The following is a 21,416-nucleotide window of genomic DNA, read 5'->3' on the forward strand; positions in this document are numbered from 1 at the left end:
GCTCGGGCGGGGCTCGGGCGCCGGACCAGGCCGGCTTTGGGGCCGCGCCGGGCTCAGGCGCCGGACGAGACCAGCTCCCGGGCCGCCTGGTTCACCGGCTGCGGGGTCCCCGTGAGGTCGAGCACGAACAGGGGGACACGCAGGGCGTCGGCGCGCTCGCGGGCGTCCCGCGCGTACCCCGCGAGCGAGAAGTGGACGCCGCACGCCGACGCCGTCATCGCGTACAGCCACAGGCACTCGACCGCCCGCAGTGAGGCGGGCCGTGTTGTCGGGTCCACCCGGGCCACCAGCCCGCGGCCGCGCAGGTCGATGCCGGAGGCCGGGCGCGGCTCGGCCCTGAGCAGGTCGCGGAAGCCGAGCCAGCGCAGATAGAGCGCCGCCGCCGTCACCGTGTCCCGCGCGGTACGGATCGTGCGCGGCCGGAACGCGCCGCGCGCCCGGGCTTCCGCGGGCCGGGGCGCGGGCACGGGAGCGGGCGGCCGGGCCGCGGGCGGCGGCGACGCGGCCGGCGTCGTCACCGGGCGCACCGGCACCCTGAGGACCGCCCCGCAGGAGCAGCCGAGCTCGGGCTGCGGCCACTGGCTCTGCCGGTCGCAGACGCGGCACCGCACGGTGACCCATGTGTCCGTCCAGGTGCGGTGGGTGATCGGGGAGGGCGTGGCGCCGCGCTGGATGGGGGGCGCGAGCGGGGCGCCGCAGGCGCAGGGGTAGGCGGGCGGCACATAGACGTGCTCACGCCGGCAGCCCGGGCAGCGCACCGGTACGCCCTCGCCGTTCATCGGCCCCCCACCTCCACGACGACGCGACCCCGCACGGGGTTCCCGCGCCACGCCGGACGGAGTCTCCCGGCGTCCGCCCCGGGGCTCCCGCGGTCCATGGTCCACCACCCGCGTCCCCCGTGTGGCCGATTCGCGCATCCCGGCACTCCCTTGACGCGCTGACGGAACCCGTCCTACATTGCTTCCACATAGCAGAATGATACTTCCGCATTACGGAAACAGGCTCGAAGGTGGCGCGGCCAGGCGGCGCGCCTGAGCCCACTCCGCCCGGCCGAAGCAGGAGCACCCCATGCCTCGTATGACCGCTGCCCGAGCGGCAGTTGAGATCCTCAAGCTCGAAGGTGTCAGCCACGCCTTCGGCGTGCCGGGCGCGGCGATCAACCCCTTCTACCGGGCGCTCAAGGAGGGCGGTGGCATCGACCACACGCTCGCCCGCCACGTCGAAGGCGCCTCCCACATGGCGGAGGGGTACACCCGCGCCAACCCGGGCAACATCGGTGTCTGCATCGGCACGTCGGGCCCCGCGGGCACCGACATGATCACCGGTCTGTACTCCGCGATCGGCGACTCGATCCCGATCCTCTGCATCACCGGCCAGGCCCCGGTCGCGGTGATCCACAAGGAGGACTTCCAGGCGGTCGACATCGCCTCGATCGCGGCTCCCGTCACCAAGGCCGCGACGACCGTCCTGGAGGCCGCGCAGGTCCCCGGCGTCTTCCAGCAGGCCTTCCACCTCATGCGCTCCGGCCGCCCCGGCCCGGTCCTCATCGACCTGCCGATCGACGTGCAGCTCACCGAGATCGAGTTCGACCCGGAGACCTACACGCCGCTGCCGGTCTACAAGCCGGCCGCGACCCGCGCCCAGATCGAGAAGGCCATCAGCTTCCTGCTGGAGTCCGAGCGCCCGCTGATCGTCGCCGGCGGCGGCATCATCAACGCGGACGCCTCCGACCTCCTGGTCGAGTTCGCCGAGCTCACCAACACCCCGGTCATCCCGACCCTCATGGGCTGGGGCACCATCGCGGACGACCACGAGCTGAACGCCGGCATGGTCGGCCTCCAGACCTCGCACCGCTACGGCAACGCGACGTTCCTGGAGTCGGACTTCGTCCTCGGTATCGGCAACCGCTGGGCCAACCGTCACACCGGGTACAAGCTCGACGTCTACACCCAGGGCCGCAAGTTCGTCCACGTCGACATCGAGCCCACCCAGATCGGCAAGATCTTCGCCCCGGACTACGGCATCGCCTCCGACGCCAAGGCCGCCCTTGAGCTGTTCGTCGAGGTCGCCAAGGAGTTCAAGGCCGCCGGCAAGCTCCCCGACCGCTCGGCGTGGGTCGCTTCCCACCTGGAGCGCAAGTCCACGCTCCAGCGGCGTACGCACTTCGACAACGTGCCGATGAAGCCGCAGCGGGTCTACGAGGAGATGAACAAGGCCTTCGGCCCGGAGACGCGTTACGTCACCACCATCGGCCTCTCCCAGATCGCCGGCGCGCAGATGCTGCACGTCTACAAGCCGCGCAACTGGATCAACTGCGGCCAGGCGGGCCCGCTCGGCTGGACCATCCCGGCCGCCCTCGGTGCCGCGACCGCCGACCCCGAGGTTCCCGTCGTCGCGCTGTCCGGCGACTACGACTTCCAGTTCATGCTGGAGGAGCTGGCGGTCGGCGCGCAGCACAGGATCCCGTACGTCCACGTGCTCGTGAACAACGCCTACCTGGGCCTGATCCGTCAGGCGCAGATCGGCCTGGACATCAACTTCCAGGTCAACCTGGAGTTCGAGAACATCAACTCCCCGGAGCTGGGCGTCTACGGCGTCGACCACGTCAAGGTCGTCGAGGGCCTGGGCTGCAAGGCGATCCGCGTCACCGAGCCGGACCAGCTGCTGCCCGCGTTCGAGGAGGCCAAGAAGCTGGCCGCCGAGTTCCGCGTCCCGGTCGTCGTCGAGGCGATCCTGGAGCGGATCACGAACATCTCGATGAGCCGCACCAACGACATCAGCGACATCAGCGAGTTCGAAGAGCTCGCCACCGAGCCGGGGCACGCCCCGACGGCGATCCGTCCGCTGACGGCTTCCTGAGCCACCCGAGACGGTCCGGCCCCCGTTCCCCCGCACTGGGGAGCGGGGGCCGGACGCATGCGGGGGATCACGCGTTCGCGCCCATGTCCTCCTGTTCGATGAGCGTCTTCAGGGTGGAGAGGATCATCACCCAGTCGTCGCCGACACCCCTGAGCGTGTCGCTGTCCGGGCTGTCGAATCCGTCGTGGGTGAGCGTCAGCCGCACGCCGGGGAAGGCCGGATCGGCGGGCTCGATGTCGAAGGCCACCCGGGACCGCTCCTGCCGCGCGCCTTCGAACCCGGCCTCGCTGTCGGGGAGTTGACGGCGCGTCGGCTGAAGCCGGTGCCAGGTGTACGCGAGCCGCCGGCCCGGCTCCGCGTCGAGGACGACCTGATCCAGGTCCTCGTACGTTGCCTCGGGCCCCGTCCTCCACAGCACGGGCGAGCCCACCCGCCACACCGACATGGGGCCCCCGCCGCCGAAGTACCGCTGGGCGAACTCGGCGTCGGTGAGGGCCGCGTAGAGGCGTTCGGGGGTGGTCCGGATGTAGAGGGCGTACGTGAACTCGGGCCTCTTCCCCGTGAGTTCCCTCTCCGGCCCGCTCGGGCGGTCCTGGGGCCGGTCGCGCTCGTACTTGCTGATCCAGCGCTCGGACAGCTCCCGTATCGGGCCCGGATCGAGGTGGTGCAGCTTCTCCCGGCCGCGCCGGACCGAGGTGACCAGGCGCGCCGCCTCCAGCACCGCCAGGTGCTTGCTCACCGCCTGCCGCGACATCGCGAGCCCGTCGCACAGCTCCCGCAGGCTCTGTCCGTCGCGCATCCGCAGCCGGTCGAGCAGCCGGCGCCGGCCGGCGTCGGCCAGCGCCCTGAAGACGTCGTCCACCACCGCCTCCGAGCCCTTGGGCAACCTCACGGTTGCGTTTCAATTCGTGACGATTTTCGCACCGATACGCGTTGCGGGCGAAGGCGTGGAACGGATCGATTCCCCATCGTCATCCGACGGGCCTGCCCCTGGGGCCCTTCGACAGCGCATACTGGGGTGACGATGACGAAGCCATCCGCGCCCCGGCGCCACCTGCCCACCAGCCCCTTCAAAGCCCCGGACGCCCCGGCGGCCAAGCACTTCGTCCTGGGAGACCGGGTCACACACGACCAGTTCGGCCTGGGCACCATCATCGGGGTCGAGGACGGCGTCGCCATGCTCGTCGACTTCGGCTCCCGCCAGGCCCGAATCGTCAGCCCGTACACCCGCATGGACAAGCTCTAGGCCGTGTCTTCAAAGTCCCGTCCGGCCTGCGGGCGGACGAGGCCATTTTGAAGACACTCCCCAGCCCCGCCGCCCCAAGGAATGCCCCGGTCCGGACCGCAGTCGTGGCCCGGACCGGGGGCGTTTTCCATCCCGTTGAGGACGCGGCCGACGCACGACGTGTGACGAGGTGCGACGCCGCGCGCGGCTGCCCGTCCGGGTGAACCTCGCGCGCGGCCCGCGCAGCCGCGCCTGCCGCCGCCGACCCCGTTCAGCCGCACAGGGCCGCCCGCTGTGCCGCGAGCGGGCCGATGCTGGGCGGGATGGGCGGATCGCCTCTCAGGTCCGCGCCGAGATCGTAGACATTGGCCGCGAGCACCAGCTGCCGCTCACCGTCGGCGGAGATCAGGGACGCGCTGGTGAAGCCCGGCCCGCCCCCGTCGGCCTCCCACACCACGACCGGCGCTGACGTGGCGCCCGACCCGCAGGACACCTCCATGCGCTGCACCCCGAGCCCGTACGCCGGCGCGTCCGGGAAGCGCACCGTGGTCAGAAGTTCGCGCTGCTGTGCGGGGCGCAGCAGCTCACCCGTGAACAGGGCCCGGTGGAAGCGGGCCAGATCATCGACCGTGGAGATCATGGCGCCCGCCGTCCAGTCGTAGGACGGGCTGAACCTGGTCACATCACGTCCGGAAAGGTCGTACCCGTGCAGATGGGGGCCGTGGATGTCCGGGTCGGTCAGGGGGAAGGAGGTGTCCTTGAGGCCGAGCGGGGCGAGGACGCGCCGCTGGATCTCCAGGGAGGCGGGCCGGTGGGTGACGGCCTCGATCACCAGGCCGGCCAGCAGATAGTTGGTGTTCGAGTACGACCATCCGGTGCCCGGCGCGAACAGCGGCTTGTGCCGGACGGCGCGGGCGATCACCTCGCGCGGTGGGTAGACGTAGCCCCACTGGTGGCGCTTTAGATACGGCGCGAAGAACGCGGGCTCGGTGGTGGGGTCGTAGATGCCGGAGGTGTGCGAGAGCAGTTGGCGCACGGTGACGGCCCGGCCGTCGTTGCCGTTGCCCTGGACCACGCCGGGCAGCCACTTCTCCACGCTGTCGTCCAGCGAGAGCCGCCCTTCGCCCTCCAGCTGCAACAGCACGGCCGACACGAACGATTTGGTGTTGCTGGCGATCCTGAACCGCTGGTCCGGCCGGGCGCGCTCGCCGGTCGCCGTGTCCGCGAGCCCCGCGGCGAGCCGCGACTCCCGCTCTCCTCGTCCGGCGTACGCCACGGCGCCCGGGAATCCGTCCGCGACGCTCTGCTCCAGGGCCTGCTGGAGCCCGGCGGGCGGCGGTCCCGGAATCCGCTCACCGGCGCTCGCGGGACCGATTCCCGCCACCGCCACCGCGCACAGCCCCGCCCACAGCGCCACGGCCCTCGTACGTGCCTTCACCGATCGCTCCCGCTCCTCGCCCACCCGTCCCGTCTCCCGCCCAGCGTGCCCAAGCGGGCGGCCGGGGCCCATCCGGCTGACGCCCGGCCCGATACGGGGGCTGCCCCCACCCCGGGCCGGCCGTCGAGGCCAACTCCGTTCTGCGGTACGGATGGTGACGGACCCTCAGAGCCCGGCCGGTGTCGGTGTCAGTCGGCGAGGATGGACGCCAGCTGCGTCAGGGAGTCGAGCCGCCAGTCCGCCGCGGCGACGACCTCGGGGTCCTGCGCCCACCAGTGCCCCCACGGGCCGCGCCGCAGATGCGCCACGCGCAGCCCGGCCGCCTTGGCGGGATACACGTCGTGCACGGGGTGGGAGCCCACGTACACGGTCTCGTGCGGGCCGCTCCCTGACGCCTCCAGAACCCGCTCGAAGAACGCGGGCTCCGGCTTGGCGACACCCCACTCCTCGGAGGTGGCGACGAGGTCGGCGGGCAGATCGAGACCGCGCAGGAGCTCGCCGGCCCGAGCCGACTTGTTCCCGGCGACGACGACCCGGACGCCGAGCTTGCGCAAGCCCCCCAGGGCGGGCCGCACGTCGTCGTACAGGTCGGTCTCGTCCAGGTGCTCGCCGCGGCCCGAGGCCTCCCGGGCCAGATACGCCTCGCGCACGTCCATGCCGGGCTTGAGTATGCGCAGCGCGTCCGCCGGGTCGCGGCCCTGCGTGACGACCGCCCCCACCAGGACGGAGAGGGTATGCCGGGGCACGCCGATCCAGTCGGCCCAGGATGCCCAGTAGCGGTCGTCGCGTACCAGCGTTTCGCCCATGTCGAGCACGATCGTCTCAATCATCGTGGGGCGATCCTAGGCGCTCGCCTGCGCATATGCCGGGGACGACGCCACGTCGGGGTGCGCGGTGTTGTCCGTTTCGCGCGGCGGCCCGTGGGTGCGGCGGTCAGGGCCGGTCACCGTCGGGTCATTGCCGCCCGCCGAACTGCCAGCGGTGGACCTCGACGACGGCGTACCGGTCCCGAGCGAGTACGGCACGGGCCGTGTCCGGGTCGGGCGCCCGCACGAGGGCCGCCGCGCCGAGGTGGGTCGCGCCGTCGTCGGAGAGCAGCGGGCCGAACGCGATCAGCTCGTCCGTGTCGGCGGGCAGGGTGAGCCCGTCGGTGCCGTTGGCGCCTTCGCCGCCGAGCCCGAGCACCAGGAACCTGTCCCCGTCCACGCGGCCGCCGGGAAAGTCCCACATGGTGCGTCCAAGGAGGTTGCGCCACCGCCGCAGCTGCACGTCCCGATAGACCCCGGCCTGGTATCCCGGCTCGTCGAAGACGAACGCGCGGGCGCTGGCGGCGTCGGGCAGGTCGAGGATGTGCACGCTGCCCGTGGGCGTCTCGCCGTCGTCGGACAGGGTGGGGCCCCGGGCGATCATCTCGCCGGCGTACCGGTCCATGTAGGACCAGTGCTCCTCCAGCAGTTCGGCACGCAGAGCGAGCGAGCCCGGCCGGTCCCGGTGATAGCAGAAGAACTCCATGACCAGGGACTCTTCCGCAGCCGGGCCGGCAGAGCAACGGGGTTTGCGCGCGCGGGATGCAGCGGGACACAGGGCCCGGACGTCCGTTCCCGCCGTCGACTACTGTCGTGATCAAGAAATGAGCCGGGACGAGGAGAGGAACCCGCGATGTTCGCGGTCATCTACCGCTGGGACCTCAAGCAGGGCAAAGAGCAGCAGTTCGTGGACGGTTGGCACCGCGTGACCGAGGCGATCCTTGAGCGCTGCGGCAGTTACGGCTCGCGGCTGCACCAGGCGGACGACGGTACCTGGGTCGCCTACGCGCGCTGGCCCGACGAGGCCAGCCGCGACCGGTGCGCGATGCCCGACCCCGAGGGGGCGGCCATGATGAGCGACGCGATCGCCGAACGCCACCCGGAGACCCGCCTGTTGCTCGTGGACGACCTGCTGACGGAGCCGGGCGCCGCGACGCGGTGATGCCACCGACGCGATCGGCGTGCCCCTCGCGGGCCGTACGACTTGCCGCCGCATCCGGGGCAGCCGTTCTTCAAGCGTGCTGCTCACGGCGCCAGTGTGGCGGGGCCGCCCCTCGCGGACGCAACCGTGGGCGCGCTGTGGCAAGCGCAACCGCACGTAAGGCGCTCGATCGGTACGGTGCTCGGTGACAGCCGTACTTCGGCAGGGCCGGGACAGAGCAAGTGGCCCTCCTTCCAGGAGAGGTTGCGCGCTTCACGGCACTCGGGTGTGACGTAAGTCCGCGGGGCCGTCACGCGTCGGCTTCCTCGTCGAGCGCGGCCGTGCCGGCGCGGATGAGTCCCAGGACGCGGTTCGGGTCGCACAGGTTGGCCGGTGCGGACATGGGGATGGCCCAGTAGCTGGACCACGTCTCGGTCTGCTGGTCGTCTCCGACGCGCGGTACGCCGATGTAGTGGCCGAGGCCGAGGTACGTCGCGTGGGGGCCGAGGTCCGGGCCCGGTGGGGCGGGTGGCAGGAGGGCGTAGTAGCGGCTGCCGCGCGGGTCGTGGATGACGGGGCCGGCGAGGGTGCGCAGGATGGTCGTGGGGGTGGGGAACCCGGTGGCGTTGCCTGCGGCGTGGACGAGTTCGTCGGCGAGACGGAACGCGCAGAACCGGCGGCCGAGCGCGAGGACGGCGAGGCGGCGGTCGGCCCACTGGGTGTAGGCGTCCTCGGGACGGTTGAGGCTGGCTGCCAGCCAGGCGGCTGTGGCGTTGCGCACGGCGCTGGACATGGTGGTCATCGGGTGTCCGACCTCGCCAAGGCCGGGTGCGTTGCGGGGTACTGCGGGAGCGGCACGGGCAGTCCAGCGACGGCGTCCGCGATGGTGCGGCGGCGCTCGGGATTGCCGGCGGTAGGGCGCGTGAGCATGGTCGACTCCATGTCGTCGGGGCTGGTGACGACAGGTTCCACCCACGCCAAGGCCCCGACTGTCACGACAAGTTGATAGCCGGGGCCAGGGGTTGACGGCCCGTCAGGCACCCAGCCAGGAGCCATACGACAGAAACGAGTCGGGCAGCTGTCGTCGGGCGGCCTCCAGCCCGGCATAGGTCTCTCGCACCGTCGGGTGGTAGCGCGCCTGTTGCGGCGCAGCCTTCCGGGCGCGCAGGAGATTCCGGAACGCGTCATCGAGGGCACCCGTCCACATCTGCGCGCGCGCCACCTCTGCGTAGTGGTGGCTGCGACGCGACGCCGGCCAGTCACTGGGGATCGTCAGCCCCTGTGCCGCCTGCGTGGCGTCTCCGTACTGGTCCAGCTCGGCGAGCACGCTGACCCTGTGGACACTGACGTTCGTCGGGCCGAAGGCCAGCCAGTGCACGTTGACCGCCTCGCCCGTGGACGACGCCAGCCGGTCCGCCTCGTTGAGGTGGCCGACCGCGCGGGTCTCGTCCTTCGAGCGCCCCGCCATGACGGCCGCTCCGAGGTGGAGTTGCCCAGTCATGACGTCTCGCTCGCGGCCCGGATCGGCCTGCTCAAGGGTGGACATGCCGAGCTTCACGAGGCGTTCCCCGGTGCGGTACTGGCCGTCCCGCAGATAGGTCAGGGCCCGCATGTACCGGTACATGCCGCCGACCACCGGGTCCGAGCCGCGCTGCGCGGCCCAGTCCATGCGGGACAGGGCGATCGTCGCGAGGTCGTAGAACCCCAGTTTGCTCGCGACGTCGTACGCGGTGCGGTAGGTGCTGGCGAGGAGGAGCCACGTCTCGCGGCCCGGGGCAAGGTGCGCCGCGGTCGTCGCCTCCTGGATCAGCCCCGGGAGGTCGGCCGCGACCTGCTTGATCTCGCCTGCGCGGACGGAGACGAGAAGCGCCTCGGCGTCGCGCGCCAGGAGGAGATGATCGCGGGGCCGGATGTCAGGGTCGGCGCCGAGGTCGTAGACGTCAAGGGCTTCCCGGATGGGCCTTATCAGGACGTCCAGCTCATCGGCGCGGAGCTCGGTCACGTAGGGCTGGCCAGTCACAGAGGCGATGTCAACGCGCAGCGCCCGGGCCACGGCGCTGATGACGTACGGGCTGGCAGGGATGACGCCTTGTTCGGTCTTGGACAGAGTGCTGTACGGGACTAGGGAGAGGTCCGACAGAGCCCTTTGGGTGAGGTGGCGTTCGAGGCGCAATCGCTTGATGCGAGCGCCGGTGTGGTCATGGGGCAGAGCGTGCACACTGAACTCCGTTCTGACTCGACACCAGAACGGTACTCGCGGGCGGCTTCCGCATGGAAAAGATCAGCCGATGCCTGCGTTTCCGCAGGTCATCGGCTGATCATCGGACGCTCGGTTCGGGACCGTAAACCGAACCCAGCGCCCTGGCTGGGAGGCGTGGCCGTCCGGCGGGACGAGGCCGGCGCGACAGGACGTTCGTGGCCGCCGGACGGGGTCGGGGAGATCTGGGATCGCGGCGGCGGCGATTGGCGTGCGTGCCGGGTCCCTTCCTTCAGGTCAGGAAGGGGGACGCACACGCCTTCACCACCGCACTGGCATCGCCACACCGCCGCGATCCTCAGGTTGTCCGAATCCGCCGACCACCCCTCATCCGGGTCGGCGGACCGGACGGTGCAAGGAAGTTGACCTCCCGTCAATTCCCTTGCACGGTCCATGGGTTGAGCCGGGCCGCTAGTCCTCGCGCAGGGCGCGGACGGCCTCCTCGACGCGCTTGCCGTAGTCGGCGTCGGCGGCGTGGAAGTGGGCCAGGTTCTTCTCGACGACGTCGTCACGGGTGACCTGCGAGAGGCCGCCCGCGATGTTCGCCACCAGGCGGGACTTCTCGTCCTCGGACATCAGACGGTAGAGCTCGCCCGCCTGGAAGAAGTCGTCGTCCTTGTTGTGCAGCGGCGCCTCGTGCGTGCCCGTCCAGCCGTGGATGGCGAGCGGGGCCGACAGGGCGGCGTCGGTCTGCGCGGGACCCGCGTACGAGTTGGGCTCGTAGTTCTTGTCGGTGCGACGGCCGTAGCGGGTCGCCATCAGGCCGTCGCGGCCGTAGTTGTCTGCCGTGGTCGCCTTCGGGGCGTTGACCGGGAGCTGGGTGTGGTTGACGCCCAGGCGGTAGCGGTGCGCGTCCGCGTAGGCGAACAGGCGGCCCTGGAGCATCTTGTCGGGCGAGGGGCCGATGCCCGGAACGAAGTTGTTCGGGGAGAAGGCGGCCTGCTCGACCTCGGCGAAGACGTTGTCCGGGTTGCGGTCGAGGACCAGCCGGCCCACGCGCTGCAACGGGTAGTCGCTGTGCGGCCACACCTTGGTGAGGTCGAACGGGTTGAAGCGGTAGTCCGCGGCCTCGGCGACCGGCATGATCTGCACATACAGCGTCCAGGACGGGTTCACACCGCGCTCGATGGCCTGGAGCAGGTCCGTCTGGTGGCTGTTGGCGTCCTTGCCGACCGTCTCGGCGGCCTGCTCGGCGGAGAGCGAGCGGATGCCCTGGTTCGTCTTGAAGTGGTACTTGACGAAGAAGGCCTCACCCTTGGCGTTGGTCCACTGGTAGGTGTGGGAGCCGTAGCCGTTCATGTGGCGGTAGGAGGCCGGGATGCCGCGGTCGCCCATGAGCCAGGTGATCTGGTGGGTCGCCTCGGGGGCGTGCGCCCAGAAGTCCCAGACGTTGTCCGGCTCCTGCTTGCCCGTGAAGGGGTCGCGCTTCTGGGAGTGGATGAAGTCGGGGAACTTGATCGGGTCCTTGATGAAGAACACCGGCGTGTTGTTGCCGACGAGGTCGTAGTTGCCCTCTTCGGTGTAGAACTTCAGGGCGAAGCCGCGGGGGTCACGGACCGCGTCGGCGCCGCCCAGCGAGTCGGCCACGGTGGAGAAGCGGATGAACGTCTCCGTGCGCTTGCCGACCTCGCCGAGGAAGTCGGCCTTCGTGAAGCCGGTGACGTCGTCGGTCACCTCGAAGTAGCCGTACGCACCGGAGCCGCGGGCGTGCACCACACGCTCCGGAATGCGCTCACGGTTGAAGCGCGCGAGCTTCTCCAGGAGGTGCTGGTCCTGGAGCAGGAGGGGGCCACCGACGCCGGCGGTGGCGGAGTTCTGGTTGTCGGCGACGGGGGCGCCGGACTCGGTCGTAAGCACGCGCTTCGACATCGTGACCTTCCGTACTGGAGCTGCACCGCTGACTGTTCGGCGGTTCCTGGAGCGTAAGGACGCCCGGAACGGAACGTCAACAGTTTGTTGAAAATGAAGGAGTGAGCTTCCGGCCGACGGCGACGCCTGGGCGCGACAGGACAGGTGTCAGCGCCACCGCCGACCGGAAATCTGGGGCCCCCGAGGGGGTGTTTCAGCGGGTCGGACCTCAGACCTGCGAGCCCGACAGGCGCTCGACCGCGCGCAGCAGGGCGGAGTGGTCCAGGCCGCCGTCGCCCTGGGCGCGCAGCGAGGCGACGAGCTGGGCGACGACCGCGCCGACCGGCAGGGCCGCACCCACGTTGCGGGCGGCGTCGGTGACGATGCCCATGTCCTTGTGGTGCAGGTCGATCCGGAAGCCGGGCTTGAAGTCCCGGTTCAGGAAGTTGTCCTTCTTGCGGGTCAGCACGGTCGAGCCGGCCAGGCCGCCGTTGAGGACGTCCAGGGCGGCTTCGAGGTTCACGCCGGACTTCTCAAGGAAGACGACGGCCTCGGCGCACGCCTGGATGTTGACCGCGACGATGAGCTGGTTGGCGGCCTTGACCGTCTGGCCCGAGCCGTGCGGACCGCACAGCACGATGGTCTTGCCGAGGGCCTGAAGGATCGGCAGCGCCTCGTCGAAGTCGGCCTGCTCGCCACCCACCATGATCGACAGGACGGCTTCGATGGCACCGGCCTCGCCACCGGAGACGGGGGCGTCCAGGACGCGAATGCCCTTCTCCGCGGCGTTCTTGGCCAGGTCGACCGAGGTCTGCGGGGTGATCGACGACATGTCGACGATCAGCGCGCCCTTCTTGGCGTGGGCCAGGATGCCGGCCTCGCCGTAGGCGATGGCTTCCACCTGGGGGGACGCCGGGACCATGGTGATGATCACGTCCGCGTCCTTGACCGCCTCGGCGATCGAGGGGGCGGCGGTGCCGCCGGCGGCCGCGAGGCGGTCCAGCTTGTCCTGCTCAAGGGTGAAGCCGGTGACCGAGTAGCCGGCCTTGATCAGGTTCTCGGACATGGGGGAGCCCATGATGCCGAGGCCGACCCATGCGATGGCCGGGCGGGAGGTGCCAGCGGGGTTGCTCATGAGGGTGCCTCTCTAACTGCGGTGGTACGTCAAGAAGTTCAGGTGGCGCGGTCAGCTCGCCGCGCGGGCCTCGGCGGGAAGCCAGGCGAAGGAGGCTGCGGCGTCGGCGGCCTTGTACTCCAGGCCGACCCAGCCGTCGTAACCGGCCTTCTTCAGCTGGTCGAGCAGTCCCTCCAGCGGCAGCGAGCCGGTGCCCGGCGCGCCACGGCCCGGGTTGTCGGCGATCTGCACATGGCCGGCCCTGTCGGCGTACGCCTCGATGACCTCGCAGACGTTCTCGCCGTTCATCGACAGGTGGTAGATGTCGAGCAGGAACTTGGCGTTGCCAAGGCCCGTCGCCGCGTTCACCTTGTCGATGACCTCGATGGCGGAGGGCGCGCTCACCAGCGGGTAGAGCGGCGACTCCGGCTTGTTCAGGGTCTCGACCAGGAGGATGGCCCCGACCCGGTCGGCCGCGCGGGCCGCGAGTACGAGGTTTTCCAGGGCCAGGGTGTCCTGCACCTGCGGGTCGGCGCCGTCGACGCGGTTGCCGTAGAGCGCGTTGAGCGCCTTGCAGCCGACCGAGGCGGCGAAGTCGGCCGCCACGTCGATGTTGGCGCGGAAGCGGTCCGACTCCGCACCGGGAATCGACAGCGCACCGCGGTCCGGGCCCGGCAGGGCGCCGGCGTAGAAGTTGAGGCCCACCAGCTGAGTGCCGGCGTCGTCGAGCGCCTTCTTGAGGGCGTCGAGCTCGGCCTGCTCGGGGGTGGGGGAGTCGATCCAGGGCCACCACAGCTCGACCGCCGTGAAGCCCGCCGCGGCGGCGGCCGCGGGGCGCTCCAGGAGCGGGAGTTCCGTGAAGAGGATCGAGAGGTTCACATCGAAGCGCTGGTCCGTGTATCCCATGAGGGTGTGGCGCTCCTTCCGTATTGCGGAAGTTGTTTTCTGCTTGATGGAAGGTTGCAGGGGGACCGGCGAGGTTGTCAAGTGGGCCTCCCGGATTTCGCCGACCTCGCAGTAGGTTGAGCGCGTGCGATTGAGAGTGGAGTTCACGACCGAGCCCTTCGACCTGGACGAGGCGCCCCCGCATGCGGTGGTCGCCCGGGACGTCATCCAGGCGGCCCAGCTGGACGCGGTGGACGTCGGCCCGTTCGGCAACACCGCCGAAGGCGCCGCGGACCAGGTGCTGACCGCCGTGGACGCGCTGCTCCGCAAGGCGCTGGCGGCGGGCGCCACCCGCGTTTCGCTCCAGGTCAACGTGCTCGGGGAGGGCGAGAAGTGACCGAATCGGTGGATCAGCCCCCGGCACCCGCGGTCGAATCGGCGGACCGGCCCCCGGCGCCCGAAGCCGCGTCGGTGGATCAGCCCCCGGCTCCTACGGTCGCATCGGTGGACCAGCCCCCTGCGCCCGAAGCCGCACCGGCGGGGGTCCCCCTCGCGCAGGTCACCGAGCCCGCGGACCACCCCCTGCTCCAGGCGGTCAAGCCGCTGGTCGACGCCATGGGCGCGGAAATGCTGCTCCCGGCCCTCGCCCGGCCCGACGACGTGGTGCTCGCCTGGGAGGGCCAGGACGTGGTGGCCGTGCGGCTGCCGCAGCTCTCCGACTCCCTGGATCACATCCTGGCCGCCATGGAGCGCCGGCACGGCATGCCGCTCGCGGCCCTGGACCGCAAGGCCAAGCAGTCGGCCGTACGGACCCTGGAGGCGCGCGGCGCCTTCTCGGTGCGGCACGGCGTGGAGACGGTCGCCTCGGCGCTCGGGGTCAGCCGCTTCACGGTCTACAACTATCTGAACAGGGAAAACGCCGCCAAGGACGACTGAGCGTGCACGCCCGGTGGCCCTTTGGGCACCCCCCGCGCAACGAACCGCCGTCCGGACACCGGGCGGCGGTTTTTGTAACCCCAAGTTTTCAACAAAGTGTTGACGGGATGTTTCTCAGGGCGTTAGCTATCCGCAGCCCGTTCAGCACCAAGGCCACGGAGGCCGCCGTGACTACGACTTCGACACCGGGCCTCGCCCGGTTCAACACCTCACAGGACAGTGCGGCGCTCGCCGCGCTCCACGAGGTGTGCGCCAGTTCGGCGTGGGGGAGCAAGGTGCTCGCCCAGCGTCCGTACGCCACCGCAGAGGACCTTTTCGCCGCCAGTGACGCCGCTCTGGCCGAGCTGACCGTGAAGGACCTTCAAGAGGCGATGGCCGGGCACCCGCCGATCGGCCGGCCGAAGCCCGGTGACCCCACTTCCGCTCGTGAACAGCGCGGCATGGCCGGGGCCTCCGAGGCCCTGAAGGCCGAGCTGCTCGAACTGAACCTGGCCTACCAGGAGAGGTTCGGCCACGTCTTCTTGATCTGCGCCACCGGTGCCACCGGCGAGCAGATGCGCGACGCGGTGAAGACCCGGATCGGCAACACGTCCGAGGAGGAGCGCGAGATCGTGCGCACCGAACTCGGGAAGATCAACCGAATCCGGCTGACCCGTCTCGTAGAAGAGGACAAGGACTGATGAGCACCGCCACCACCGCATCGGTGTCCACGCACATCCTGGACACCAGCGTCGGACGCCCCGCCGAAGGCGTCGCCATCTCGCTCGCGGCCCGCTCGGGCTCCGACGCCGAGTGGATCGCGCTCGGCGGCTCCGCGACCGATGCGGACGGGCGCTGCAAGGACTTGCCGGCGCTGCCGGAAGGCACCACCCACGTGCGGCTCGACTTCGAGGTCGAGACGTACTTCTCCACCCACCAGCACAGCGACAAGAAGCAAGCCGAGGCGCAGCAGGACGCCCCCCGCGTAAGGGACAGCGGTGCGTTCTTCCCGGAGGTGGCGATCACTTTCGCCGTCACCCCGGGCGAGCACTATCACGTACCGCTGCTGCTCAACCCGTTCGGCTACTCCGTTTACCGAGGGAGCTAGCAGACATGCCCACGATTCTCGGCCAGAACCAGTACGGCAAAGCAGAGAACCGCGTCGTCAAGATCACGCGGGACGGCGACACGCACCACATCAAGGACCTGAACGTCTCGGTCGCCCTGTCCGGCGACATGGAGGACGTGCACTACTCCGGCTCGAACGCCAACGTGCTTCCGACCGACACCACCAAGAACACGGTGTACGCGTTCGCCAAGGAGTACGGCATCGAGTCCGCCGAGCAGTTCGGCATCCACCTCGCGCGGCACTTCGTGACCTCGCAGGAGCCGATCAAGATCGCGCGGATCCGCATCGAGGAGTACGCGTGGGAGCGCATCGAGACCTCCGAGGCCAACTCGAAGTTCATCGGCTCCGACGACGTCAAGCACTCCTTCGTCCGCAAGGGCCAGGAGACCCGGGTCACCCAGATCACCTACGACGGTGAGAAGTGGGAAGTCATCTCGGGCCTCAAGGACCTGACGGTGATGAACTCGACGAACTCCGAATTCTGGGGTTACGTCAAGGACAAGTACACGACGCTCAAGGAAGCCTACGACCGCATCCTGGCGACCAGTGTCTCCGCCCGCTGGCGGTTCAACTGGACCGACGACGAGCAGAAGGCGCCGAACTGGGAGAAGTCCTACGAGCAGGTGCGCAAGCACATGCTCCAGGCCTTCGCCGAGACGTACTCGCTCTCGCTCCAGCAGACCCTGTACCAGATGGGTTCGCGCATCATCAACAGCCGGTCCGAGATCGACGAGGTTCGCTTCTCGCTGCCGAACAGCCACCACTTCCTGGTGGACCTCGAACCGTTCGGGCTCAAGAACGACAACGAGGTCTACTTCGCGGCGGACCGTCCGTACGGTCTCATCGAGGGCACCGTCCTGCGTGACGGTGCCGAGCCGCAGATCCCGGTCGACATGACCAACCTCTGACGCGGCACTGAGCCGCCCCCAGCCCGCCCGCAGTCGGGCGGGGGACGGCCAGACCGGAGGGATTCTCATGGCACAGCCTGCAATGGGGCCGGCACCAGCCGACGGCCCATGTCCCACCCCACCTCAGGGTGCCGTGCACCCGGTGGACGAAAAGCTCCCCGCTTCGCGGCTCGTCCCCGCCGCGCTCCAGCACATCGCCGCCATGTACGCGGGCGTCGTCACCCCTCCGCTCATCATCGGTCAGGCCGTCGGCCTCGACACCGCGGGACAGACCCGGCTCATCGCGGCCAGTCTGCTCATCGCGGGGCTCGCCACCGTCCTGCAAACACTGGGCGTCGCGAACTTCGCCGGAAACCGGCTCCCGTTCGTCAACGCCGCCTCATCGGCCGGCATCGCGCCCATGCTCGCGATCGCCGAGACCAGCGAGCCGGGCCATCAACTCCCCGCCATCTACGGCGCGGTGATGGTCGCCGGAGTCTTCTGCCTCCTGGTCGGTCCCTTCTTCGGACGGCTGCTGCGCTTCTTCCCGCCGCTGGTGACCGGTGTCGTGATCACGCTCATCGGCGTCACGCTGATGCCCGTTCCGGTGTCCTGGGCCCAGGGCGGCGACAAGACCGCCGCCGACTTCGGATCCATGAGCAATCTGGCGCTCGCCGCCTTCACGCTCGTCGTGATCCTCCTCTTCCAGCGCTTCGGTCGCGGTTTTCTGCGTCAAGTCGCTCTGCTGCTGGGCCTGTTGGTCGGTACCCTCGCCGCGATCCCGTTCGGCATGGCCGACTTCGCGGCGATGAAGTCCGCGCCCGTCGCCGCTCTGCCGACGCCCTTCTCCTTCGGCGCCCCCGAGTTCCACCCGGCCGCCGTCCTCTCCCTGTGCATCGTGATGCTGGTCCTGATGACCGAGTCCAGCGCCGGCATGCTCGCCATCGGCGAGATCTGCGAGCGCCGCACCGACGGGCGGACCATCGCCCGGGGTCTGCGCACGGACGGCATCGCCACTCTGCTCGGGCCGGTCTTCGGCGGCTTCCCCACCAGCGCGTTCGCCCAGAACGTGGGCGTGGTCTCGCTGACTCGCGTACGCAGCAGGTACGTTGTCGCCGTCGCGGGCGGCGCCCTCCTGGTGCTCGGCGCCTTCCCGGTGCTCGGCGCGGTCGTCTCGCTGGTCCCGATGCCCGTGCTCGGCGGCGCCGGAATCGTCCTGTTCGGCTCGATCGCGGTGAGCGGCATCCGCACCCTCTCCGAGGCCGGGCTCGACGACAGCTCCAACATCATCCTGGTGGCCGTGGCGCTCGGGGCGGGCATCATCCCGCTCGCCGCGCCCGCCTTCTACGCCGGATTCCCCGCCTGGGCGCAGACCGTGCTCGGGTCCGGCATCAGCGCGGGAGCGCTCGCCGCGGTCCTGCTCAACCTTTTCTTCCACCATCTCGGCACCCGGAGCAGCGTCGCGGCCCCGGCACTCAAATCCTCGTAGGGTCCTGCCGTGCCCCAGTCACCACCGCCAGAGAGTAAAGAAGGAAGCACCATGGCACCTTCGGCAGCCCCCCAGCGCATCGTCATCGAGAACTGTGCGATCGCCACCGTGGACGCGAATGACACCGAGTACGCCTCCGGTCACCTCGTCGTCGCCGACAACAAGATCGAGTCGATCGGAGCCGGACAGGCCCCGAAGGACCTCGCGCATGTGGTCCGCCGCATCGACGGCACCGGCCATCTGGTCACCCCCGGCCTGATCAACACGCACCACCACTTCTACCAGTGGATCACGCGTGGTCTGGCCACCGACCACAACCTCTTCAACTGGCTGGTCGCGCTCTACCCGACGTGGGCGCGCATCGACGAGCAGATGGGCCGCGTCGCCGCACAGGGTTCGCTGGCGATGATGGCGCGCGGTGGTGTCACCACCGCGATGGACCACCACTACGTCTACCCGCGCAACTCGGGCGACCTGTCCGGCGCGATCATCGGCGCGGCCTCCGAGATGGGCGTCCGCTTCACCCTGGCCCGCGGCTCCATGGACCGCAGCGAGAAGGACGGCGGCCTGCCGCCGGACTTCGCGGTCGAGACCCTCGACGGCGCGCTCGCCGCGACCGCCGAGACCGTCGACCGGTTCCACGACGCCACCTTCGGCTCGATGACCCAGGTCGCCGTCGCGCCCTGCTCGCCGTTCTCGGTCTCCACCGAACTCATGAAGCAGGGCGCCGAGTTGGCCCGCGCCAAGGGCGTACGGCTGCACACCCACGGCTCGGAGACCGTGGAGGAGGAGCAGTTCTGCAAGGAGCTGTTCGGCATGGGCCCCACCGACTACTTCGAGTCGACCGGCTGGCTCGGCAACGACGTGTGGATGGCGCACTGCGTCCACATGAACGACACCGACATCGCCGCGTTCGCCCGCACCGGCACCGGCGTCGCCCACTGCCCGTCCTCCAACGCGCGCCTCGCCGCCGGCATCGCCCGCGTCCCGGACATGCTCGCGGCCGGTGTCCCGGTCGGCCTCGGCGTGGACGGCACCGCCTCCAACGAGTCGGGCGAGCTGCACACCGAGCTGCGCAACGCGCTGCTCATCAACCGGCTCAACGCCCAGCACCGCGAAAGCGCTCTCAATGCCCGCCAGGCGCTGCGCCTCGGCACCTACGGAGGCGCCCAGGTACTCGGCCGCGCCGATGAGATCGGCTCCCTCGAAGCCGGCAAGCTCGCCGACTTCGTGCTGTGGAAGCTGGACACCATCGCGCACGCGTCCATCGCCGACCCGGTCACCGCGCTGGTCTTCGGCGCCGCCGCACCGGTCACCGCCTCGTTCGTGAACGGCAAGCAGATCGTCGAGAACAGCCGTCTCACCACGGTCGACGAGGACGCCATCGCGGTGGCGACCCGTGAAGAGGCCCAGCGCCTCGCCCGGATCGCCGCGCAGGCCTGACCCCAAGGAGTCCGGCCGAGGGGGACGGCCCTCGGCCGGTCGCCGTGCACCCGAGCGGGGCGCCCGGCAGCTGGGCCGGGGGGTGCGTACTGCAAGGACGTACGCACCCCCCGGAACGGTGAAACCCGTCGCCATAACGCACTGGTTGAGCAACTTCCTTGTGCGGAACGCAAGTTGGCGTTCCGTCACCCGACGTACCGGCGCCACCCACGCCCATCCGGCCCAAGCCCGCCCGCGTCACGAGCCGCCACCGCGCACCGTCCGGGCGTTCTTGTCGCACCTGACAGCCGAGCCGCGCTGTCCGTACTGCCCCGCGCTCCACGCACCACCTGTTCCAGCTGCTCAAGGCACCACAACGCACCACCTCCATGACACCCGCGTCCACCGCCGACGTGTAACCGACCGGAGGAACCGCCGTGGCCGCACAGCCCAGGTTTCGCAACGCAGTCAACTCCGCCCGGACCGGCGAGAAGCATCCGGTCGACCCCGCCCAGACCGGCGAGAAACATCCGGTCGACGAAACGCTCCCCCCGCTGAAAATGTTCACCAGCGGCCTCCAGCACGTGGCCGCGATGTACGCGGGTGTGGTGGCCCCGCCCATGATCGTCGGCCCCGCTGTGGGGCTCGACGCCAAGGAGACCGCTTTCCTGGTCGCCGCGAGCCTGTTCACCGCAGGACTCGCCACGCTCCTCCAGACCCTCGGGATCTGGAAGATCGGCGCCAAGTTGCCCTTCGTGAACGGGGTTTCGTTCGCCGGCGTCACACCGATGATCGCCATCGGCAAGGAGCACGGCGCCAACGCCATCCCCGTCATCCTCGGCGGGGTCATCGTAGCCGGGCTGCTCGGATTCGTAGCGGCGCCCTACTTCGGCAAGCTCGTCCGCTTCTTCCCGCCGGTCGTCACCGGCACCGTGATCACCCTCATAGGTGTCTCGCTGCTGCCCGTCGCCTTCAACTGGTCCTCCGGGGGCAACGAGAAGGCCGCCGACTACGGCTCGCTCTCCAACCTCGGGCTCGCCGCGATCACGCTGGTCATCGTGCTGGCCCTGCGCAAGCTGCTGCACGGCTTCATGCAGCAGATCGCGATCCTGCTCGGTCTCATCGCCGGGTCGCTCATCGCGATCCCCATGGGCAAGACCAGTCTGGATGCCATCAAGAACGCGGACGTCGTCGGCTTCCCGACGCCGTTCCACTTCGGCGCCCCGCAGTTCGACGTGGCCGCGATCGTCTCGATGTGCATCGTGATGCTGGTCTGCATGACGGAGTCCACCGCCGACATGCTGGCCCTCGGCAAGATCGTCGAGCGCCCGGCCGACCAGAACACCATCGCGGCCGGCCTGCGCGCCGACACGCTCGGATCCGTGCTCAGCACCGTCTTCAACGGCTTCATGGCCAGCGCCTTCGCCCAGAACATCGGGCTTGTCGCGATGACGAAGGTGCGCAGCCGGTTCGTCGTCGCGACCGGCGGGCTCATCCTGGTCGCCCTCGGTCTGTGCCCGGTCGCGGCCTCGGTGATCTCCCTCGTACCGCTGCCCGTGCTCGGCGGCGCGGGCATCGTCCTGTTCGGCTCGGTCGCCGCGAGCGGCATCCAGACCCTGTCGACGGCCGCCCTCGAAAAGGGTGAGAACGCTCTCATCGTGGCCGCATCGGTCGGCATCGGCCTGATCCCGATCGCCAAGCCGGACTTCTACCATGCCTTCCCCGACAAGCTGCTGGTCGTCCTCGACTCGGGCATCTCCACCGGCTGCGTGGTGGCCATCGTCCTCAACCTGGCCTTCAACCACTTCGGATCGAGGCGGGCCGAGGACGAGGCCGAGGTCCTGCCCATGGCGGAACCGGCGGCCGCCCTGCATTGACCGGCCCGCCCTGCGGGACGAGCGGGGGCCGTGTCCCGTCGTGCGGGACACGGCCCCCGCGCCTGTCCCGCGCCCGGCGGTGACATCGCTCTCCTCGGAGTCGCCCCGCCGGCCGGCCGGGGCG

Annotated in this window: 21 protein-coding genes; 11 read left to right on the forward strand and 10 right to left on the reverse strand. The window is 70.1% G+C overall.

What is annotated here, in order from left to right; all coding sequences use genetic code 11:
* Positions 1-53: 53 nt before the first annotated feature.
* Positions 54-779 (reverse strand): hypothetical protein, encoded by a 726-nt coding sequence (locus ACGFW5_RS21360; RefSeq protein WP_393835844.1) that lies wholly within the window; start codon positions 777-779, stop codon positions 54-56.
* 298 nt (positions 780-1,077) lie between these two features.
* Here ACGFW5_RS21360 and gcl point away from each other — a divergent pair, with 298 nt between their 5' ends.
* Complete coding sequence (gcl, locus tag ACGFW5_RS21365; RefSeq protein ID WP_393835845.1) at positions 1,078-2,859, forward strand: glyoxylate carboligase; 1,782 nt, start codon at positions 1,078-1,080, stop codon at positions 2,857-2,859.
* Between the two features lie 67 nt (positions 2,860-2,926).
* Here gcl and ACGFW5_RS21370 read toward each other — a convergent pair whose 3' ends face one another.
* Positions 2,927-3,721 carry an ArsR/SmtB family transcription factor gene (locus ACGFW5_RS21370; RefSeq protein ID WP_393835951.1) on the reverse strand — a complete coding sequence of 265 codons (795 nt, stop codon included), beginning with the start codon at positions 3,719-3,721 and terminating at the stop codon, positions 2,927-2,929.
* A gap of 162 nt (positions 3,722-3,883) precedes the next feature.
* On the opposite strand from ACGFW5_RS21370, the gene ACGFW5_RS21375 reads away from it, so the two are divergent.
* Positions 3,884-4,105 (forward strand): hypothetical protein, encoded by a 222-nt coding sequence (locus tag ACGFW5_RS21375; RefSeq protein WP_100579962.1) that lies wholly within the window; start codon positions 3,884-3,886, stop codon positions 4,103-4,105.
* Positions 4,106-4,355: 250 nt separating this feature from the next.
* On the opposite strand, the gene ACGFW5_RS21380 is transcribed toward ACGFW5_RS21375, so the two are convergent.
* The 3 genes from ACGFW5_RS21380 to ACGFW5_RS21390 all read right to left on the reverse strand — a co-directional run bounded on the left by ACGFW5_RS21380 (position 4,356) and on the right by ACGFW5_RS21390 (position 7,034).
* Positions 4,356-5,522: a serine hydrolase domain-containing protein gene (locus ACGFW5_RS21380; protein ID WP_393835846.1), complete on the reverse strand. Its 1,167-nt coding sequence runs from the start codon at positions 5,520-5,522 to the stop codon at positions 4,356-4,358.
* Between the two features lie 188 nt (positions 5,523-5,710).
* Entirely contained in the window at positions 5,711-6,352 is a 642-nt protein-coding gene (locus ACGFW5_RS21385; protein ID WP_393835847.1) for an HAD family hydrolase, read from the reverse strand.
* Positions 6,353-6,476: 124 nt separating this feature from the next.
* Positions 6,477-7,034 (reverse strand): YciI family protein, encoded by a 558-nt coding sequence (locus ACGFW5_RS21390; protein ID WP_393835848.1) that lies wholly within the window; start codon positions 7,032-7,034, stop codon positions 6,477-6,479.
* Positions 7,035-7,181: 147 nt separating this feature from the next.
* On the opposite strand from ACGFW5_RS21390, the gene ACGFW5_RS21395 reads away from it, so the two are divergent.
* Complete coding sequence (locus ACGFW5_RS21395) at positions 7,182-7,490, forward strand: antibiotic biosynthesis monooxygenase (protein WP_393835849.1); 309 nt, start codon at positions 7,182-7,184, stop codon at positions 7,488-7,490.
* A 289-nt stretch (positions 7,491-7,779) separates the two neighbouring features.
* On the opposite strand, the gene ACGFW5_RS21400 is transcribed toward ACGFW5_RS21395, so the two are convergent.
* From ACGFW5_RS21400 to ACGFW5_RS21420, 5 genes are all read right to left on the reverse strand, one after another.
* Complete coding sequence (locus tag ACGFW5_RS21400; RefSeq protein WP_393835850.1) at positions 7,780-8,271, reverse strand: hypothetical protein; 492 nt, start codon at positions 8,269-8,271, stop codon at positions 7,780-7,782.
* A 231-nt stretch (positions 8,272-8,502) separates the two neighbouring features.
* Positions 8,503-9,687 (reverse strand): helix-turn-helix domain-containing protein, encoded by a 1,185-nt coding sequence (locus tag ACGFW5_RS21405; RefSeq protein ID WP_393835851.1) that lies wholly within the window; start codon positions 9,685-9,687, stop codon positions 8,503-8,505.
* A gap of 450 nt (positions 9,688-10,137) precedes the next feature.
* A complete protein-coding gene (locus ACGFW5_RS21410; RefSeq protein ID WP_393835852.1) occupies positions 10,138-11,595 on the reverse strand; it encodes a catalase in 1,458 nt (485 codons plus the stop codon).
* A gap of 208 nt (positions 11,596-11,803) precedes the next feature.
* On the reverse strand, positions 11,804-12,709 hold the full coding sequence (locus ACGFW5_RS21415; RefSeq protein ID WP_393835853.1) for a 2-hydroxy-3-oxopropionate reductase: 906 nt from the start codon (positions 12,707-12,709) through the stop codon (positions 11,804-11,806).
* A gap of 51 nt (positions 12,710-12,760) precedes the next feature.
* The gene (locus ACGFW5_RS21420; RefSeq protein WP_393835854.1) at positions 12,761-13,594 is read right to left on the reverse strand and encodes a TIM barrel protein; all 834 of its coding nucleotides are present in this window, start codon (positions 13,592-13,594) and stop codon (positions 12,761-12,763) included.
* A gap of 124 nt (positions 13,595-13,718) precedes the next feature.
* On the opposite strand from ACGFW5_RS21420, the gene ACGFW5_RS21425 reads away from it, so the two are divergent.
* From ACGFW5_RS21425 to ACGFW5_RS21460, 8 genes are all read left to right on the forward strand, one after another.
* On the forward strand, positions 13,719-13,970 hold the full coding sequence (locus ACGFW5_RS21425) for a hypothetical protein (protein WP_393835855.1): 252 nt from the start codon (positions 13,719-13,721) through the stop codon (positions 13,968-13,970).
* Positions 13,971-14,188: 218 nt separating this feature from the next.
* On the forward strand, positions 14,189-14,509 hold the full coding sequence (locus ACGFW5_RS21430; protein WP_393835952.1) for a helix-turn-helix domain-containing protein: 321 nt from the start codon (positions 14,189-14,191) through the stop codon (positions 14,507-14,509).
* Between the two features lie 167 nt (positions 14,510-14,676).
* Complete coding sequence (uraD, locus tag ACGFW5_RS21435; protein WP_393835856.1) at positions 14,677-15,189, forward strand: 2-oxo-4-hydroxy-4-carboxy-5-ureidoimidazoline decarboxylase; 513 nt, start codon at positions 14,677-14,679, stop codon at positions 15,187-15,189.
* Positions 15,189-15,596 (forward strand): hydroxyisourate hydrolase, encoded by a 408-nt coding sequence (gene uraH, locus ACGFW5_RS21440; protein ID WP_393835857.1) that lies wholly within the window; start codon positions 15,189-15,191, stop codon positions 15,594-15,596. The genes uraD and uraH overlap by 1 nt, the downstream gene beginning before the upstream one ends.
* A gap of 5 nt (positions 15,597-15,601) precedes the next feature.
* Positions 15,602-16,525 carry a factor-independent urate hydroxylase gene (gene pucL, locus ACGFW5_RS21445; RefSeq protein WP_393835858.1) on the forward strand — a complete coding sequence of 308 codons (924 nt, stop codon included), beginning with the start codon at positions 15,602-15,604 and terminating at the stop codon, positions 16,523-16,525.
* A gap of 67 nt (positions 16,526-16,592) precedes the next feature.
* Positions 16,593-17,993, forward strand: a complete 1,401-nt coding sequence (locus tag ACGFW5_RS21450) for a nucleobase:cation symporter-2 family protein (RefSeq protein WP_393835859.1) — start codon at positions 16,593-16,595, stop codon at positions 17,991-17,993.
* A gap of 51 nt (positions 17,994-18,044) precedes the next feature.
* Positions 18,045-19,436: an 8-oxoguanine deaminase gene (locus ACGFW5_RS21455; protein WP_393835860.1), complete on the forward strand. Its 1,392-nt coding sequence runs from the start codon at positions 18,045-18,047 to the stop codon at positions 19,434-19,436.
* Positions 19,437-19,852: 416 nt separating this feature from the next.
* Positions 19,853-21,292, forward strand: a complete 1,440-nt coding sequence (locus ACGFW5_RS21460; protein WP_393835861.1) for a nucleobase:cation symporter-2 family protein — start codon at positions 19,853-19,855, stop codon at positions 21,290-21,292.
* Positions 21,293-21,416 lie beyond the last annotated feature (124 nt).

This window comes from Streptomyces sp. NPDC048416 (assembly GCF_043200435.1).
Lineage (GTDB): Bacteria > Actinomycetota > Actinomycetes > Streptomycetales > Streptomycetaceae > Streptomyces.

Bases quoted from the DNA above. Each gene is read 5' to 3' on its own strand.
- ACGFW5_RS21415 (WP_393835853.1), bottom strand. From the start codon at position 12,709: ATGAGCAACCCCGCTGGCACCTCCCGCCCGGCCATCGCATGGGTCGGC.
- ACGFW5_RS21360 (WP_393835844.1), bottom strand. From the start codon at position 779: ATGAACGGCGAGGGCGTACCGGTGCGCTGCCCGGGCTGCCGGCGTGAG.
- pucL (WP_393835858.1), top strand. From the start codon at position 15,602: ATGCCCACGATTCTCGGCCAGAACCAGTACGGCAAAGCAGAGAACCGC.
- ACGFW5_RS21455 (WP_393835860.1), top strand. From the start codon at position 18,045: ATGGCACCTTCGGCAGCCCCCCAGCGCATCGTCATCGAGAACTGTGCG.
- ACGFW5_RS21395 (WP_393835849.1), top strand. From the start codon at position 7,182: ATGTTCGCGGTCATCTACCGCTGGGACCTCAAGCAGGGCAAAGAGCAG.
- ACGFW5_RS21420 (WP_393835854.1), bottom strand. From the start codon at position 13,594: ATGGGATACACGGACCAGCGCTTCGATGTGAACCTCTCGATCCTCTTC.
- gcl (WP_393835845.1), top strand. From the start codon at position 1,078: ATGACCGCTGCCCGAGCGGCAGTTGAGATCCTCAAGCTCGAAGGTGTC.
- ACGFW5_RS21450 (WP_393835859.1), top strand. From the start codon at position 16,593: ATGGCACAGCCTGCAATGGGGCCGGCACCAGCCGACGGCCCATGTCCC.
- ACGFW5_RS21400 (WP_393835850.1), bottom strand. From the start codon at position 8,271: ATGACCACCATGTCCAGCGCCGTGCGCAACGCCACAGCCGCCTGGCTG.
- uraH (WP_393835857.1), top strand. From the start codon at position 15,189: ATGAGCACCGCCACCACCGCATCGGTGTCCACGCACATCCTGGACACC.
- ACGFW5_RS21410 (WP_393835852.1), bottom strand. From the start codon at position 11,595: ATGTCGAAGCGCGTGCTTACGACCGAGTCCGGCGCCCCCGTCGCCGAC.
- ACGFW5_RS21390 (WP_393835848.1), bottom strand. From the start codon at position 7,034: ATGGAGTTCTTCTGCTATCACCGGGACCGGCCGGGCTCGCTCGCTCTG.
- ACGFW5_RS21385 (WP_393835847.1), bottom strand. From the start codon at position 6,352: ATGATTGAGACGATCGTGCTCGACATGGGCGAAACGCTGGTACGCGAC.
- ACGFW5_RS21430 (WP_393835952.1), top strand. From the start codon at position 14,189: ATGGGCGCGGAAATGCTGCTCCCGGCCCTCGCCCGGCCCGACGACGTG.
- ACGFW5_RS21375 (WP_100579962.1), top strand. From the start codon at position 3,884: ATGACGAAGCCATCCGCGCCCCGGCGCCACCTGCCCACCAGCCCCTTC.